This is a genomic window from Methylobacterium sp. 2A, from assembly GCF_009806555.1.
GTDB lineage: Bacteria > Pseudomonadota > Alphaproteobacteria > Rhizobiales > Beijerinckiaceae > Methylobacterium.
This window is the reverse complement of record NZ_VUOK01000012.1, coordinates 13820-30966: the sequence shown is the minus strand read 5'-3', so window position 1 is coordinate 30966 and position 17147 is coordinate 13820. Positions and strand designations below refer to the sequence as shown.

General features: G+C 63.4%; 14 protein-coding genes and 1 pseudogene. 6 read left to right on the top strand and 9 right to left on the bottom strand.

Going from position 1 to position 17147, the window contains the following annotated elements:
- The 6 genes and pseudogenes from FVE89_RS06135 to tam all read left to right on the top strand — a co-directional run.
- Window positions 1–113: pseudogene (locus tag FVE89_RS06135) on the top strand (IS5/IS1182 family transposase); the annotation flags it as partial.
- Window positions 114–457: 344 nt separating this feature from the next.
- Window positions 458–3766 (top strand): glycosyltransferase, encoded by a 3309-nt coding sequence (locus FVE89_RS06130; RefSeq protein ID WP_160533155.1) that lies wholly within the window; start codon window positions 458–460, stop codon window positions 3764–3766.
- Between the two features lie 919 nt (window positions 3767–4685).
- A complete protein-coding gene (locus FVE89_RS06125; protein ID WP_160533154.1) occupies window positions 4686–5459 on the top strand; it encodes a Fe-S cluster assembly protein HesB in 774 nt (257 codons plus the stop codon).
- 79 nt (window positions 5460–5538) lie between these two features.
- Complete coding sequence (trpS, locus tag FVE89_RS06120) at window positions 5539–6603, top strand: tryptophan--tRNA ligase (RefSeq protein WP_160533153.1); 1065 nt, start codon at window positions 5539–5541, stop codon at window positions 6601–6603.
- Window positions 6600–7301 carry a haloacid dehalogenase type II gene (locus FVE89_RS06115; RefSeq protein WP_160533152.1) on the top strand — a complete coding sequence of 234 codons (702 nt, stop codon included), beginning with the start codon at window positions 6600–6602 and terminating at the stop codon, window positions 7299–7301. Before trpS ends, FVE89_RS06115 begins: the two co-directional genes overlap by 4 nt.
- 22 nt (window positions 7302–7323) lie before the next feature.
- Window positions 7324–8106 (top strand): trans-aconitate 2-methyltransferase, encoded by a 783-nt coding sequence (gene tam / locus FVE89_RS06110; protein ID WP_160533151.1) that lies wholly within the window; start codon window positions 7324–7326, stop codon window positions 8104–8106.
- Window positions 8107–8119: 13 nt separating this feature from the next.
- Here the strand turns inward: tam and FVE89_RS06105 are convergent, their stop codons facing one another.
- The 9 genes from FVE89_RS06105 to FVE89_RS06065 all read right to left on the bottom strand — a co-directional run bounded on the left by FVE89_RS06105 (window position 8120) and on the right by FVE89_RS06065 (window position 16854).
- The gene (locus tag FVE89_RS06105; protein ID WP_160533150.1) at window positions 8120–10195 is read right to left on the bottom strand and encodes a methyl-accepting chemotaxis protein; all 2076 of its coding nucleotides are present in this window, start codon (window positions 10193–10195) and stop codon (window positions 8120–8122) included.
- 240 nt (window positions 10196–10435) lie between these two features.
- Complete coding sequence (locus FVE89_RS06100; RefSeq protein ID WP_160533149.1) at window positions 10436–11089, bottom strand: pyridoxamine 5'-phosphate oxidase family protein; 654 nt, start codon at window positions 11087–11089, stop codon at window positions 10436–10438.
- Window positions 11090–11242: 153 nt separating this feature from the next.
- Window positions 11243–12262, bottom strand: a complete 1020-nt coding sequence (ilvC, locus tag FVE89_RS06095; RefSeq protein ID WP_160533148.1) for a ketol-acid reductoisomerase — start codon at window positions 12260–12262, stop codon at window positions 11243–11245.
- Window positions 12263–12274: 12 nt separating this feature from the next.
- Window positions 12275–12931, bottom strand: coding sequence for a TetR/AcrR family transcriptional regulator C-terminal domain-containing protein (locus tag FVE89_RS06090; RefSeq protein ID WP_160533147.1), 657 nt, complete (start codon window positions 12929–12931; stop codon window positions 12275–12277).
- Between the two features lie 83 nt (window positions 12932–13014).
- Window positions 13015–13659: a glutathione S-transferase N-terminal domain-containing protein gene (locus FVE89_RS06085; protein ID WP_160533146.1), complete on the bottom strand. Its 645-nt coding sequence runs from the start codon at window positions 13657–13659 to the stop codon at window positions 13015–13017.
- 24 nt (window positions 13660–13683) lie between these two features.
- Window positions 13684–14034 (bottom strand): type II toxin-antitoxin system PemK/MazF family toxin, encoded by a 351-nt coding sequence (locus tag FVE89_RS06080; RefSeq protein WP_160533145.1) that lies wholly within the window; start codon window positions 14032–14034, stop codon window positions 13684–13686.
- The gene (locus FVE89_RS06075; RefSeq protein WP_160533144.1) at window positions 14015–14308 is read right to left on the bottom strand and encodes a MazF family transcriptional regulator; all 294 of its coding nucleotides are present in this window, start codon (window positions 14306–14308) and stop codon (window positions 14015–14017) included. Before FVE89_RS06075 ends, FVE89_RS06080 begins: the two co-directional genes overlap by 20 nt.
- Window positions 14309–14361: 53 nt before the next feature.
- The gene (gene ilvN, locus FVE89_RS06070; RefSeq protein WP_160533143.1) at window positions 14362–14904 is read right to left on the bottom strand and encodes an acetolactate synthase small subunit; all 543 of its coding nucleotides are present in this window, start codon (window positions 14902–14904) and stop codon (window positions 14362–14364) included.
- A 174-nt stretch (window positions 14905–15078) separates the two neighbouring features.
- A complete protein-coding gene (locus tag FVE89_RS06065; protein WP_160533142.1) occupies window positions 15079–16854 on the bottom strand; it encodes an acetolactate synthase 3 large subunit in 1776 nt (591 codons plus the stop codon).
- Between the last annotated feature and the right edge of the window lie 293 nt (window positions 16855–17147).

Sequence of the window (17147 nt, the reverse complement as noted above, 5' to 3'; positions counted from 1 at the left end):
CCACCTTCAACCGCCTCAAAGACTTCCGCCGCGTCGCGACCCGCTACGACAAGCTCGCCCGCAACTATGCCTCAGCCGTCGCCCTCGCCGCCGTCATCGCTTTTTGGTGCTGATCGAGTCCAGACCCTAGCACGTGCCCGGCACCGTCATCATGCCCCGCCACCAGCACGACGATACACAAAGCCGGCTCCAATACCGAGCCATTTTATTGAAGTATCACAACCTAGAAATCTTTCCTCAGAAGCAAAACTCTGCAAAACACACTTCGATAAGAAGTTTTTTTCGAAGGTTCATACAAACTAACTTTTTCTTTCAATTGGGATTAGCGCATTTCTTGCTTCCAATTCGCCATAACGAAAAGCACGAAAAAGACAAACGCAGTTATCATACGGAGACATTATGATCTGATTTGATATTTCTAGAATGAATAAGCGCTACTGGGATTCGATTTTTTTCCTTGACCTTTCTGCCGTCATCCCCTTCATCGCCGAAGTCAAAATTTCGTCGCGAGCAACCACGCCTCATCTGCCCAACGCCCGGCTTACGTCGAATTTCTAAAGCGGATCGAGCGACATTTCCCACAGCGCTGATGACACGTGAAGAGTTTAGAAAAATGATAGAGAATTTTCTAAAGCAACGGGGAACAAAAAATCGCCTGTCAGTCCTAATAAGACCGATATTCGATGCGGATTGGTATAAGCTTATTAATAAAGACGTAAGCCAACAGGTTGAGGTGAATAAAACTACCGCGCTGAAACACTATTTAGAGCACGGAATAAAAGAAGGCCGGTCGCCAAACGCCTTATTTAGCTTTCACTACTATAAAGAAAACAACAAAGAACACTTAAGCAAAAAATTGACTGACAATGTTCAGCTGATGGTCGATTTTTTGACAAACCCACAATCATTTGGAAATTCTCCCCACGCGCTATTTGATCCAAGATGGTACTGGTCTCAAAACGAGGAAATTCACAAAGCCTTTGCTGAAAAGAAACTGCACCCCTATCTACATTTCATTGAGCATGGAGCAAAAGAGGGGCGCGCTCCAAATTCAATGTTCGATGCACATTGGTACCTACAAAATTATCCAGAAGCTAATGATTTGGTCAAAGATGGTGCCATGACTGCTATCCAGCATTATCTCCTGATTGGTGGCAGACGTGGATTTTCACCATCTCCATCTTTCGATGCGCGGTGGTACCTTGAACAAAACCAGGATGTTGCCGCCCTCACTCGAGAAGGGCTGACCGATGCGCTTTCCCACTACATAGCCAGGGGACGAGCTGAAAATCGCCCTTATAGAGCACATGGAAATTCTGCAAAAATCCGCAATTTGATAGTTGCAGGACCCGTTGCGACACGGAAAGGTTACGATAGCGCTCACCACAGGGTGCGGAGACATTACTCACTGAGCAAAGCTCCACTTGTATCAATTATCATAGTCAATCTGAACGGCGAACGCCATTTAAATGATTTGGGCAATTCTTTGATCGAACAATCGTATAGAAATTTTGAGATCATTTTTGTCGACAATGGGTCCGAGGATAATTCTTGCAAGATATGGCGCGCCCGCTTTCCAAGTTCTACGATCATAGCGTTACCATATAATGTTGGGTTCGCTGAGGCCAACAATATTGGACTTCGTCATTCAAGAGGCGAACTGATCGCATTACTGAACAATGATACTAAGGCTGATCCAGACTGGCTATATAGTTTAGTGAACGCGATACGATACGATCCAGATATTGGCGCGGCAACATCTAAGATCAGATTTTGGACGCCCTTCATCACGATTGAAATTTCATCCGAAGCAGAGTTTTTCGCACGCACGGACGATATTCTCAGCTGCTTAAAATACAAAAAGTATTTCGCTGATGTCGGTAACGAAAACAATGGCCGCATCTCGGCCGTCAAACGCGGAAATAAATATGAAATTTGTGTTAAAATTCCCGCCGACAACCACCATTTCAATATCCCCTTGATGTCAGTCTCAAAACAACAACTCGTCGAAGTAAAGTGCGGCCATAGAAGGAAGATGATCAAGATTGACTCGTCCGGTCAAGAAATAACATTCCCAATTTCGGAGCAAAGCGCCGCTTTGGGAAAGTATGTAATTAATAATGCAGGCAGCATTGAAGGACCGAACCATACCACAGCCGACCGCGGTTTTGGCGCCTATGATGAGAGTCAGTTCGAGACCGTCGAACCCGTATCGCTGTTATGTGGATGCGCGTGCCTGATCCGCCGTGACGCTCTTGTTGGTCGCGACATATTTATAGGAGAATTTTTTGCCTATTATGAAGATAGCGAACTATCGCAACGATTGCGGCATTCGGGATTTCGAATTATTTACTGCCCAGCGTCTAAAGTATATCATAAGCACTCGTCGACTTCGGTTGAGAAATCTACCTTCTGGATGAAATATGTAAATAGGAACCAAATTTTGTACCAGTACATTCTTTCCTCTACGGAAGACCGGAAGACATTGCTGCGCGAAAAATTGTTGACTCTCAATCACCACAAAGTTTATTTTTCCGACAAGGAAAACATCAAGACGGCGGACGATATCACGTATGCCGGCGTACTTGATGATATTATCTCAGAGCTACCACAACTTGTCGACAAATTCGAAGACGGCGACTTGCCGGGAAAAAATCAAATCCGAATTGGGGTTTATAATAATTTTTGGCAAACATTGGGCGGCGGGGAGGCACATGCCCTGAGCGTTGTTTCTGCTCTGCGGAATATATCGTCCGTAGAAATGATCTCATGCGTCGATTTTGACATCGACTACATACTCTCTTACTTCGGACTAGACCGCAGGAAAATTCGAAAGCGAATTGTGCTCGATATGGTTCCGGAGCTAACGGCCGAATACGACATATTCGTTAACTCAACGTATATGAGCGAGCTGAAATCTTTAGCACCAAGCTCCTTTTACCTTGTCAGCTTTCCCAGCAAAACACCGACCGTCGAGTTTTTAAATAGCTATAAATTTCTGGCCAATTCGGAGTACACATCTGACTGGATGGAAAAAATGTGGGGAAAAGGAAACTATTGCTCGGAGATATTGTATCCTGCAGTATCGGACAAGATCGTCGAATCCGTCGACGGAAGGAAATTCAAGAAGCTGAAGCAAATTATCTCGGTTGGCAGATTCTTCGAGTCTGGACACTCCAAAAACCAACACATAATAGCGGAAATTTTTAAATTATGCGTCAACTCAGGAGGATTCGATGATTGGCAGCTCGTTCTTATCGGAAGTTCGAACGACGATTGGTATGTGCATCGTGTTATGAAAATTCTTTCTGGCTATAATGCTAAAGTTCTTACAGACCTTCCTCTGGAAAAACTGAAGGAATACTATCGATCGGCGTCGATCTACATCCATGCCGCGGGGTTTGGACACGATATGGACAAAGAACCCGAAAATTTCGAGCATTTTGGCATGACCGTGGTGGAAGCTGCGATGAATGGCTGCCTGCCGATTGTTTATAACCAGGCTGGCCCTAGAGAAATCGTGAAGAAGTTAGAAATGGGCTGCACGTACGATACGATCGAAGAAGCGGCGAATGTACTGGGGCAAAAAATCGCAGAGCTTGAGAGTGCCGACACCAGAAATGATTTAGCGTTTAAGCTTAGCTCGAAAGCCAGCAGCCTGTTTCATACTTCATCATCGGAGTCTAGGAATAATAAAATTTTGTCTATCTTTGGATTAAACAAGCTTCAGAACCCTCAAGATTCGGCTATCTATTCTGAACCTTGATCATGAATTTGCGACAGCCTTGGGAGGGTAAGATGGCCGCATCATAAAGCCGCACTGGCCTCAACATGGTAGTTCGTGTGCTCTCCGCCGGAGTGGCCAACAGTTCTGCGCGAGCGAGCCGAGACAAGGGCTTCAAACCTGGCGCGATTGCAAACCACACCGCACACGACTTGCGGTGCTGCGAGACGCCTCGGGCGGCAAGTGATCCAGGAGATGGCTGGGCTTTGTTGAGCGACAAGAACGTTGACGCCCCGGGCGCGGATCTTGCGAGCGCTGGCTCGAGGCGCCTTTCGGCAGTCGCCATTCGGGAGATCCAAGAAGGGCCAGCGCCAGGACGACGGTGAGCGTCCCGATCTTGGCTGAATCGATCAAACGTGTGTCGTCGCGGTTGAGGCCTCGGGCCCTGGCATCGCTGAACAGCCATTTGATCTCCCAGCATCTCCTGTAGATTGGGAGCATCCGCCACGGGTCCGGGATGTTGATCGTGACGAGCCGCCATTCTCCACTGGCGGGGCGTTTGGCGGCCTGGCTCACCGGCAAGCGCCATGAACAGGTCGGACCGGACCCGAATGATGGAAGGGATTGGTCACTTCGTAGGGACGCAAACAAGCGAGCACCCGTGCCATTGACCCGCGCGCGGGGGGCACTGCTGCCAGCAGTTCCACGCTTTTGCGCTTCATGGGCAGCATCAGCCCGGCGCAGTGATCCTAACTGCGGGTCGATCCGGCCGGCAGAGCCGATCACCCGCAACCCGCTACGGACGATGTGACACCCTGATTCGGCGCGATCCGCCTCCAGGGGGCGGGCGGAGCGTGTGGACGCCGATGCCCGATCCTAACACTGCCGCAGCCCGTTCGGACAGATCGCCGCGACCCCGCGCAAACCGGAACGGTAACGCCGGCTCGCGGATTCGACGGCCATGCCCCTCGCGCCCACCCGAACCGAACCCCGCCCGCGGGCCGGCCGCAGAGCCGCCCCCGCCCCCGGCGATCCCGCCCTCGCCGAGAAGGCGCTCGCCGTCCACGCCCGGCTCTGCCCGGTCTACGGCTGCCCGATCCCGTATTTCCACAGCCTCGATCCGGTCAGCGAACTCGTCTCCTCGCTCCTGTCCCACCGGACCCGCAACGCCGAATCCGGCCGGGCCTTCAAGGCGCTGCGGGCGCGCTTCCCGGATTGGGAGGCGGTGATCGACGCGGACGTGCCGGAGATCGAAGCCGCCATCGCGGGCGTGACCTGGCCGGAACTGAAGGCGCCGCGCATCCGCGCCGTTCTCCGGGCGCTCCGCGATCGGTGCGGAAGCCTCGACCTCGCCTTCCTGGCCGACAGGGAGGTCGAGGCCGCGCGGAGCTGGCTGCAGGCGATCCCGGGGATCGGGCCGAAGACCAGCGCCGCGGTCCTGTCCTTTTCCACCCTGCGGATGCCGGCCCTGCCGGTCGACAGCCACCACCACCGGGTCGCCCAGCGTCTCGGGCTGATCGGCCAGCGGGTCGATGTCGGCCCGTCGCACCCGATCCTGCGGGCGCAGCTCCCCGCCGACTGGAGCGCGCAGGACCTCTACGACAATCACGAGATCCTGATGCTGCACGGCCAGAGGGTCTGCCACCATCGCAATCCGGCCTGCGGACGCTGCGTCCTGGTCGATCTCTGCCCGAGCGCGCACGTGCCGGCGCGGGCGCCGTCAACGCGTCCTTGACCGGTCCGGCCAACGGGTGCGAGTAAACCGGCGCCCGGACGGCGCGGAGCCCCGGTTTTACTGTTCAGGATCGGCGCCGATGGCCGCGTTCACCGAATTGGTCTTCTCGGGCGTCCAGCCCACCGGCAACCTGCACCTCGGCAATTATCTCGGGGCGGTGAAGCGCTTCGTGGAGATGCAGGCGCGCGACGCGCAGTGCCTCTACTGCGTGGTCGACCTGCACGCGATCACGCTCTGGCAGGACCCGGAGGCCCTGCGCGGCCAGATCCGCGAGGTCACGGCCGCCTTCCTCGCCGCCGGCATCGATCCGAAGCGCTCGATCGTGTTCAACCAGAGCCAGGTGCATCAGCACGCCGAGCTCGCCTGGATCCTCAACTGCGTCGCCCGCCTCGGCTGGCTGAACCGCATGACCCAGTTCAAGGACAAGGCCGGCAAGGATCGGGAGAACGCCTCGATCGGGCTCTACGATTACCCGGTGCTGATGGCGGCCGACATCCTGGCCTACCGGGCGACGCATGTCCCGGTGGGTGAGGACCAGAAGCAGCACCTGGAGCTGACCCGGGACATCGCCCAAAAATTCAACACGGACTTTTCCGGCTCGATCGCGGCGCATGGCCACGGTGAGGCCTTCTTCCCGATGACCGAGCCGCTGATCGGCGGCCCGGCGGCCCGGGTCATGTCGCTGCGCGACGGCACCAAGAAGATGTCGAAGTCGGACCCGTCCGACAATGCCCGCATCAACCTCACGGACGAGGCGGACACGATCGCCCAGAAGATCCGCCGGGCCAAGACCGATCCGGAGCCCCTGCCCTCCGAGGTGGCGGGCCTGAAGGAGCGGCCGGAGGCCGACAACCTCGTGGGGATCTATGCGGCGCTCGCCGGCATCACCCGCGAGGCGGTGCTGCGCGACTTCGGCGGGGCGCAGTTCTCGACCTTCAAGCCGGCGCTCGCCGACCTCGCGGTGACGAGCCTCGCGCCGATCGCCGGGGAGATGCGCCGCCTCACCGCCGATCCCGGCCATATCGACGCCGTGCTGGCCGATGGCAGCGCCCGCGCCGAGGCCATCGCCGCCCCGACGCTGGACGCCGTCAAGGACATCGTCGGCTTCGTCCGCCGCGGTCCCAGCCTCCAGGCGGTCCGGTGACCGTCCGGGCGCTGGTCTTCGACGTCTTCGGGACGCTGGTCGACTGGCGCTCCGGAATCGCCCGCGAGGCGGCGCGGCTGCTCGCGCCCTTCGCTCCGGGCCTTGATGCCGGCGCCTTCGCGGATGCGTGGCGGGCCCGCTACAATCCGTCGATGGAGACGGTGCGCTCGGGCGCCCGGCCCTTCGTCGACCTCGACACGCTCCAGGCCGAGTCCCTGCCCGATGTGCTGGCGCAGTTCGCCATCGCGGGCGTACCGGAGGACGTGCGGCGCGAGCTGGTCCAGGCCTGGCACCGGCTCGATGCCTGGCCCGAGGTGCCGGACGCGCTGCGGCGGCTTCGCGAAAAGCATCTCCTGGCGCCGAACTCGAACGGGCATGTCCGGCTGATGGCCGACCTCGCCCGCCGCAACGGCCTGACCTTCGACGCGGTGCTCGGCGCCGGCTATTCCCGCGACTACAAGCCGAAGCCGGCGCTCTACCGCGACGCGATCGCGGCCTTCGGCTTCGCGGCGGGAGAGACCATGATGGTCGCCGCCCACTCGAACGACCTCGCGGCGGCGGCAAGCCACGGAATGTCCACCGCCCACATCGCCCGGCCGCACGAGCACGGCCCGGCCGGGGGCGAGACCGCGCCGACGGTGCCGGTCACCTACGCGGCGCGGGATCTCGCGGATCTCGCCGACCAGCTCGGCTGCTGAACGGACCGGACGGAGGGTTGCCATGGCCGACTGGAACCCCGCCCTCTACACCCGCTTCGAGGACGAGCGGACCCGCCCGGCCGCCGAGCTCCTCGCCCGCGTGCCCCTCGCCGCGCCCCGGCTGGCCGTCGATCTCGGCTGCGGACCGGGCAATTCCACGGCGCTGATCGCGGCACGCTACCCCGACGCGGCGGTGATCGGCCTCGACACCTCGCCCGCCATGCTGGAGAGCGCCCGCGCCCGGCTTCCGGGCCTCACCTTCGGGCTGGCCGATGCGGCCGCCTGGACGCCCGAACGGGCGCCGGACCTGATCTACGCCAACGCCGTGCTGCAATGGCTGCCGGACCATGCGAGCCTGCTGCCGCGGCTGTTCGGCCTCCTCGCCCCGGGCGGCGTGCTCGCCGTGCAGATGCCCGACAACCTCGCCGAGCCCACACACCGCCTGATGCGCGAGGTGGCGGCGTCCGGCCCCTGGGCGGCAGCGATCGGGGATCCGGCGGTCGCCGGCCGCCTCGGGCGGATGCTGGAACCCGCCGCCTATTACGACCTTCTGGCGCCGCACGCCGCTGCGGTCGATGTCTGGCGCACCGCCTATCATCACCCGATGGCGGACGCGGCTGCCATCGTCGAATGGGTGAGCGCCACCGGACTCCGGCCCTTCCTCGACCCGCTCGACGCCGACGGCAAAGCGGCTTTCCTGGCCGCCTATGGGCGCGCGATCGACGCGGCCTATCCGGCCCGCAGCGACGGACGCCGCCTGCTGGCCTTCCCGCGGATGTTCATCGTCGCCCGGAAGGCCCCGTAGCGCCCGCCGGGCCTCAGGCAGACCGCACCGTCCCGAGGAAGCGCCCGACCTCCGCCCGGAGGTGCTCGGATTGCTGCGACAGGTTCGTCGACGAATCCAGCACCTGGCCGGCGGCCGAGCCGGTCATGTCGGCGGCCTCGGCCACGCGGGCGATGTTCTTCGTCACTTCGCCCGTGCCGACGGCAGCCTGGGTCACGTTGCGGACGATCTCCTGGGTCGCCGCGCCCTGCTGCTCGACCGCGGCCGCGATCGTCGTGGCCACGCCGCTGATCTCGTCGACGCGCGTCGTGATGCTGCCGATCGCCGAGGCCGCCTGCCCGGTCGAGGCCTGCACGCGGGCTATCTGGCCCGCGATCTCCTCGGTGGCCCGCGCGGTCTGTTCGGCCAGCGCCTTCACCTCGGCGGCCACGACCGCGAAGCCTCGTCCGGCCTCGCCGGCGCGGGCCGCCTCGATCGTGGCGTTGAGGGCCAGCAGGTTGGTCTGGCCCGCGATGCCGCTGATCAGCGCCACCACGTCCCCGATCTTCATCACGGCCCCGCTCAGATCCTCCACCAGCCGCACCGTGCGCCCGGCCTCGTCGGCCGCGGCCCGCGCGAGTTGCGCGGATCCCTGGACCTGACGCCCGATCTCCTGCACGGAGCTGCCGAGCTCCTCGGCCGCCGAGGCCGCGGCCCGGACGTTCGAAGCGGCCTCCTCGGCCCCGGCCGCCACCGTGGTCGACTGACCGGCGGTCTCCGACGCCGTGGCAGCCAGCGCCTTGGCCGTGGCCTGCAGCTCGGTGGCCGCACGCGTGACCGTCTCGACGATGCCGCCGACCGCCTGCTCGAACGTGCTTGCCAGATCCGCCGTCACCCGCTTACGCTCCTGCTCGGCAGTCGCCTGGGCTGCCTCCCTTGCCTGCGCATCGGCCTCCGCCTGCGCCCGCAGGCCGTCGCGCAGCTTCAGGACGGCCCGCCCGACCAACCCGACCTCGTCGCGGCGCCGCGCCTCGGGCACGTCCGCCCCGTAATTGCCCGCGGCCATGTCGCCGATGGTGCTGCCGAGCGCGCGGATCGGCTTTCCGACGAGGCGGCTCAGCGCAGCGAAGACGACCGCGCATCCGATCAGGACGCAGAGAACCGCGGTGCCGATCAGCATCCCGCGCTCCTGATCGGCGGCGGCCGTGAGCGTCGCCACCGGCACCGCGACCACGATGGCCCAGCGGTCGGGGGCCTCGCCCGCCTGGATATGCTGCGCCATGTATCGCCACAGCGCCCCGTCCGGGCCCGGCGCGTCGGTCACCACCACGGTCCCCGCCGCGATCGCCTGCCTGGCGGCAGCGGCGGTCGAGGTGTCGAAATCCTGCATCGGCTTTCCGGCCGCCGCGGCTTTCGGATGCGCGACGGTCGTTCCGCTCGCCGAGACCACGGCCAGATAGCCGGTCCCGAACGGCTTCACCGCGCCAAGGTCCGCATTCAGGGATCCGAGATCGATGTCGACGCCGGCGGTGCCGCGATACGTGCCGTCCACGGTGATCGGCGCGCCGAAGGACATCATGACGACGTCTTTCCCGGCCACCGGATAGATGTAGGGTTCGATCGCCACCAAGCGGTTCAGCGTCTTCGGCTGGATGTAATAGGCCCCGTCGGGTTCGGCCTCGTAGCCGGTGAGAACCTCGCGCTTGATCGTGCCGCTGCCGCGATTCCAATAGGGCATGAAACGGCCGCTCGCATCCGAGGAGGCCGTGCCGGCGAACGCGCTGTCGCGCCCGTCAAGGGCGTTCGGCTCCCATCCCGTCCAGGTCGCGATCAGGTTGGGATTGGTACGCAGGAGCTCGCGCAGCATCGCATCGTAGACCTCACGGTCCTGAAGGCCGCCGGCGCGCAGGGCCGACGCGGAGGCCGCGATGCTTTCGGCAGTCTTGGCCGCCACGGCAAGGCGAAGCCGGACCTCACGCGCCTCGTTCGACAGCGTCTCCGACTGTATCTTGGCGGTCTGCTCCTCGAAGGAAGCGCTGATCCGACGGGTGAGGAAAGTCGTCTCGCCCGCGAAGACCGCAGCGATCAGGATGCTGCAGATGACGGCAACACGGAGCGGCAGCGAAAACATATGTCCTATTGTCCAGGTTGAATTTGAGCAACAACACCCGGACCAACTCTAAACGACGCCCCATCAAATCGTCAAGAAATCTTTAATTGACCTGGATATAACGCAATAGATCAAATATATCCATATCAGTTGCGCCGAATATTTATTGCATCCGGATTCACTGGGGGAGAATCGCGTTTTTCCAGCGCTGTGCTTGGTCGCCGGCCGCCTTGCCTCGCCGGAGCGGCCGGCAACAAGACATCAGGCCTCACCGCGGGCGACCAGCGTCTCGTACTCGGAGACCTCCAGTTTACCTTCCTGGGCGACCCGGGCCTTGTCGGCATCGCTGATCACGTCGCTCGCCAGATCGAGGCGCTTCCAGGCGGCGAGCGGGGTCTCACGGCCGGGCCGCGGCACGTACTTGTTCTGCTCAAGCTTCTTGTACTTATGGATGTAGCGCGGGCAGTTCACCCAGATCTTGGTGACCGCAACCTTCACGAGGTACTTGGCCTCGGTGTATTCGGCCATCAGGGCGTCGTCGCGCAGCAGCGTCGCGTGGCCCTGCACGCGGATCCGGTGGGGGGTCTCGAAGTCGATGAACAGCAGCCCGACCTTGGCCTGCCCCGCGATGTTACCCATCGAGTAGAACATGCCGTTGCCGTCAAAGCCCGGGAACACGAGGGTGCCGGCGTCGAGGACCTTCACGAAGCCCGTGGGGCCGCCCTTATAGGAGACGGTCGGCATGCCGTCGGGATCGACGGTCGAGAGGAAGAACATGTCGCGGGAGCCGATGAAGGCCCCCTCCTCCGGCTGGATGCTCTCATGGACCCAGCCCTCGTCGAGGCGCACGGCGAGCTTGGTGGTGCCGAACTCCTCCTGCAGCGCCCGGTGCGCGTCGGAATAGAGCGATGCCATGCATTTTCCTCCCGTGCCGGTCCTCATATGGACGGGACCGCTCTTCTGCTTATGGCCGGGAAACCTTCGGCGGAGCAATCCAGAACGCGAAAGGCCGGCCACGCCTTCGCGTGACCGGCCTCCGGCCATGACGGCCGTGTGAACCGCGAGAGATCAGTTGCGGGTCTTGTCGACCAGTGCCTTCTCGGAGATCCACGGCATCATGCCGCGCAGCTTGGCGCCGACCTCCTCGATCGGGTGGGCGGCGAGCTTGGCGCGGGTCGCCTTGAACGAGGTCTGGTTGACCTTGTTCTCCAGCATCCAGTTGCGGGTGAAGGTGCCCGACTGGATGTCGTTGAGCACGCGCTTCATCTCGGCCTTGGTCTCGGGCGTGACGATGCGCGGGCCGGTGACGTACTCGCCGTACTCGGCCGTGTTGGAGATCGAGTAGTTCATGTTGGCGATGCCGCCCTCGTAGATGAGGTCGACGATCAGCTTCACCTCGTGCAGGCACTCGAAATAGGCCATCTCGGGGGCGTAGCCCGCCTCGACCAGGGTCTCGAAGCCGGCCTTGATCAGCTCGACGAGGCCGCCGCACAGCACGGCCTGCTCGCCGAACAGGTCGGTCTCGCACTCCTCCTTGAAGGTCGTCTCGATGATGCCGGCGCGGCCGCCACCGTTCGCCGAGGCGTAGGACAGGCCGAGGTCGTGGGCGTTTCCGCTCGCGTCCTGCGCGATGGCGATCAGGGTCGGCACGCCGCCGCCGCGGAGGTACTCGGAGCGCACCGTGTGGCCCGGGCCCTTCGGGGCGACCATCAGGACGTCGAGGTCCTTGCGCGGCTCGATCAGGTTGAAGTGGACATTGAGGCCGTGGGCGAACAGGAGCGCGGCGCCCTCCTTCATGTTCTTCTCCAGGGACTCCCGGTAGATGTCGCCCTGCAGCTCGTCGGGGGTGAGCATCATCACCACGTCGGCCCACTTGGCGGCCTCGGCGACGGAGAGAACCTTGAAGCCCTCGTGCTCCGCCTTCTTGGCGGTGGCGGAACCCTCGCGCAGGGCGATGACGATGTCCTTCACGCCGGAATCGCGCAGGTTGAGCGCGTGGGCGTGGCCCTGGCTGCCGTAGCCGACGATGGCGACCTTCTTGCCCTTGATCAGGTTCAGGTCGGCGTCGCGATCGTAATACACCCGCATGTCTGTCTCCTCTTAAGCTTGGTGGTTCGGGTCGGGTTTGGCCTGACCGTAGAGGGTCAGGAACTGCTCGACGGCGCGGCCCGCATCGCGCCGGATCCCGGCCCCGTCGAGGTCGAGGGTCTCGCCGAGCAGAAGTCGGATCTGGATATCCCGGCCGACGAGGCCGAAGAAGGTGCGGAAGGCCGCCTCGCTGTCGGCGAAGCTCAGAAGGCCGGCGGCGCGGCCGGCCTCCAGCACGGGTTTGACCCGCTCGCCGATGGCGAAGCGCCCGTTCGCGAGCACGATGCCGCCGAGATTGCTCTTGCGCGAGCCCGCATGCGCGATGGCGATGCGGTTCAGCGCCACCGAGGTCGGGCCGGTGATGACCTCCAGCCACGTGACGGCGAAATCCTGCAGGCGCTCCCGCAGGGTCGCGCCGTCGAGCACCTGCGCGGTGTCGTGCCCGGCATGGACCCGGGAGGCCTGCCAGCGCACGGTCGCGGTCAGCAACCCGTCCCGGTCGCCGAACCACTTGTAGAGCGTCTCCTTCGAGCAGCTCGCCCGGCGGGCGACGGCGTCCATGGTCAGCTGCTCGCCATCCTCGACCATCAGGCCGAGCACGGCATCCAGCACCGCCTGCTGGCGGGCCGAGGGGGCGTCCTGTTCGGCTGTGGCGCTGGCCTGCATCATCTCGAATGGCGTACCGTACCGTACGGTACGCGCTCTAGGCCGATTTGGCGGTCGCGGCAAGGGGGTGCCGCGACCGAACCGGGTCAGCGCGGGAGCGGCAGTCCCTCGCGGGCGAAGACGGCCTGCACCGCCGGGCGGTCGGCGACGCGGCGGGCATGGGCGGTCCAGGCCGGGAAGCGGCCGGCCATGTCGAACCGGAGGGCCGGACCGTTCGCCCAGAACCAGAAGACCATCAGGTAGGCGTCGACCACACTGTAGCGGTCACCCACCGCCCAGCCGCCATGCGAGAGGCGCACCTCGGTCATGGTGGCGAGATCGGCGTAGGTGTTGGCCGCCTTCGCCTTGATGCCTTCGAAGGCGCTCTCGTCCTCGGTGTAGCGCTCCGGACGGCGGACATGGGCGTAGGTCACGTGGTGATTACAGGCGAGCCAGCCGAGCCACTCGTCGGCGGCGGCCTGCCCGCGCAGATCCGTGGGCCACAGCGCCTTTTCCGGCACCTGCCGGGCGACGTGGCGCAGGATGGCCGCGCATTCGGTGAGCACCCAGCCGTCCTCGGTCAGCGCCGGCACGCGGCCGCGATCGTTGATGGACAGGTATTCCGGCCGGCGCTGGTCGCCCGCCGCAAGGTCGAGCTTGATGCCCTCGTAGGGCAGCCCGGATTCCTCCAGGATGATGTGGGCGGCGAGCGAGCAGGCGCCGGGGGCGTAGTAGAGGGTGCGGGCGGTCATGCCGCCGCTATACAACGTGCCGCATCAAAGCCCGAGCAGTTTCGCGATCTGGTGGCGAACTTCGACAAGAACCGCAGCCGGAGCCACACCGAGACGTCTCAGGATACGCGCCCGCTGATCGATGGACCGGACCTGATCCGTCAGCACGGCACCGCGGACGCGCAGACCGACCGGAAGCATGACCTTGGTTGGCCAGGGCTCGACATCGCTGGTGATCGGACAGACGACGACACGGCGCGTGGCCGCATTCATCAGAGCTTCCGAGATGACCAGGGCCGGGCGGCGACCGTCCTGCTCTGTGCCGCAAACCGGACCAAACTCGACGAGAATCAGGTCCCCCGGCTGATGCAATGGATCAGCGGGGATCGTCGTCATCGATGATCTCGGAGCCGACATCCGGCCCCCAATCCACCGTAGGCGGCTCGAAATCCGGGCCAAGACGGCGCATTTCGGCCACCATCTCCTCAAGGGTATAGACCGGCAGCCCGTCGACAATCCGGCGCCCGGCCCATTGCTTGGGCTCGGGTTCTGGAGGACGCTTCGACACGATCTCGACCGTCTCGCCCTCGCGGATGCCGAGTTCCTCGGCCTCCGCGCTGCTGAGCCGCACGGCGAGATCGTCACCCCAGCGAATGACCTTGGCTTCCATCGCTCCGCCTCCTGCGGGGACGGCGCATCGTAGCAGATTCGGGCCGCCGGATCCTACAGCGGCTCCGCCCCGCGCCCCATCGCGGAGATGCCTGTCCGGCAGATCTCCACCAGCCCGATCACGCTCATCAGGCGCACGAACCGGTCGATCTCCTCGGTGGCGCCCGTCAGCTCGAACACGAAGGAGTTGAGCGTGGCATCCAGCGTCTTGGCGCCGAAGGCGGCGGCGAGCCGCAGGGCCTCGCTGCGGTGCTCGCCCTCGCCCTTCACCTTCACGAGGCAGATCTCGCGCTCGATGGCGTTGCCCTGGAGGGTCAGGTCCACGACCCGGTGCACCGGCACCAGCCGGTCGAGCTGCGCCTTGATCTGCTCGATCACGGCGTTGGTCCCCGTCGTGACGATGGTGATGCGCGAGATGTGGCGCGCCTCCTCGGTCTCGGAGACGGTCAGGCTCTCGATGTTGTAGCCGCGGCCGGAGAACAGGCCGGAGATGCGGGCGAGCACGCCGGGCTCGTTGTCGACGATCACCGCGAGCGTATGCCGGTTCACCGGCTCGACGCGGACGGGATCGGGATAGTGGGTGTTCATCGCGTTCATGGCCGGCTTCGTCCTCGTCGGGGTTTCCGAAGGGCGTGCCCTTCGGCGGGGTGTCGGGGCAGAGCCCCGACGCATCGGGTGAACCCCGACCGCAGGGCTCTGCCCTGCACCCGCAAAAGGTCTCAGACCTTTTGAAACCAGGATACTTGCGATCGATCCTGTGATGTCAGCCTATCAGACCAGCATCTTGCCTTCCTCGGAGATCACGTCTCCGAGTTCGACGCCGGTCTCGCCGAGGTAATCGGACAGGAGCATCTCGTTATGCGCCTTGCCCGACGGGATCATCGGGAAGCAGTTCTCGGTCTTGTCGACGATGCAGTCGAAGATCACCGGGCCGTCATGGGCCAGCATCTCCGCGATGGCGCCGTCGAGGTCGCCCGGCTTCTCGCAACGCATGCCCTTGGCGCCGTAGGCCTCCGCGAGCTTCACGAAGTCCGGCAGGCTCTCCGAGTAGCTCTGCGAGTAGCGCGAGCCGTGCAGCAGCTCCTGCCACTGCCGGACCATGCCCATGTACTCGTTGTTCAGGATGAACACCTTGATCGGCAGGCGGTACTGCACCGCCGTCGACATCTCCTGCATGTTCATCAGGATCGAGGCCTCGCCGGCGATGTCGATCACGAGCCCGTTCGGATGCGCGAGCTGCGTGCCGATCGCCGCCGGCAGGCCGTAGCCCATGGTGCCGAGGCCCCCGGAGGTCATCCAGCGGTTCGGCTCGTCGTACTTGAAGTACTGGGCCGCCCACATCTGATGCTGCCCGACCTCGGTGGTGATGTAGGTCTCGCGGGTCTTGCAGGCCTCGTAGAGGCGCTGGACCGCGTATTGCGGCTTGATGATCGTGCCCGAAGGCCAGTAGGCGAGGCAGTCCCGCGCCTTCCAGGCCTTGATCTTCTGGAACCAGGGATCGAGGTTGGACTTCTCAGGCCGCGACGGCAGGGCGCGCCACGCCTCCAGCATGTCGGCCAGCACCGAGGCGCAGTCGCCGACGATCCCGACATCGACCTTCACCACCTTGTTGATCGAGGAGGCGTCGACGTCGATGTGGATCTTCTTGGAAAAGGGCGAGAACGCGTCGAGCCGGCCGGTGATCCGGTCGTCGAACCGGGCGCCGACGCAGATCATCACGTCGCATTCGTGCATCGCGAGGTTGGCCTCGTAGGTCCCGTGCATGCCGAGCATGCCCAGGAACTTCTCGTCCGTGCCCGGATAGGCGCCGAGCCCCATCAGCGTCGAGGTGATCGGGAAGCCGGTCTCGCGGACGAGCTCGCGCAGCAGGCGCGAGGCCTCGGGACCCGAGTTGATCACGCCGCCGCCGGTGTAGAAGACCGGCCGGCGGGCGCCCGCCATCAGCTCGACGGCCGCGCGGATCCGGTCGGCATCGCCCTTGACGGCCGGGCGGTAGGTCTTGTGGCTCGCGATCTCCGGCTGCTCGTAGAGCCCGGAGGCGAACTGGATGTCCTTGGGCAGATCGACCACGACCGGACCGGGACGGCCGTTCGCCGCGACGTAGAACGCCTCGTGCAGGATCCGCGGCAGGTCCTCGATCGATTTGACCAGGTAATTGTGCTTCGTGCAGTGGCGCGTGATGCCGACCGTGTCGCATTCCTGGAACGCGTCGGTGCCGATCAGGTGCGTCGGGACCTGGCCGGTGATGCAGACGAGCGGGATCGAATCCAGCATCGCGTCGGTGAGGCCGGTGACGATGTTGGTGGCGCCGGGGCCCGAGGTGACGAGGACGCAGCCGACCTTGCCCGAAGAGCGGGCATAGCCCTCCGCGGCGTGAACGGCGCCCTGCTCGTGGCGGACGAGGATGTGCTTGACGGCGTTCTGGTGGAAGAGCGCGTCGTAGATCGGAAGTACGGCGCCGCCGGGATACCCGAACAGCGTGTCGACACCCTGATCCTGGAAGGCCCGGATGACCATCTCGGCCCCGGTCATGACCTCGCCGCCCATGCTCGTCTCCTCGCGCTCTCCGGGGCCACCGCGATCCCTGGACCGCCGCCCTGCCCCGTCCTCTCTCACCGCACCCTCGTCACGCGGGGCGGTCCCCGCCTCGCCCGAAGGTGCCTCTCGCCTCGGATAACCGTCCGTCCCAGTCCTCTGCCCCGCCCGGACGCGGGCAACAAAAAAGGGTCCCGAGGGACCCTGCATGCGCCACCGCCCGGATCGCGGCCCTAGCTCAGGGCCGCCCCGTCGGTGACGCTACCGCTACAATAAGGACCGTGGTCATCGGATATCCGAACCTG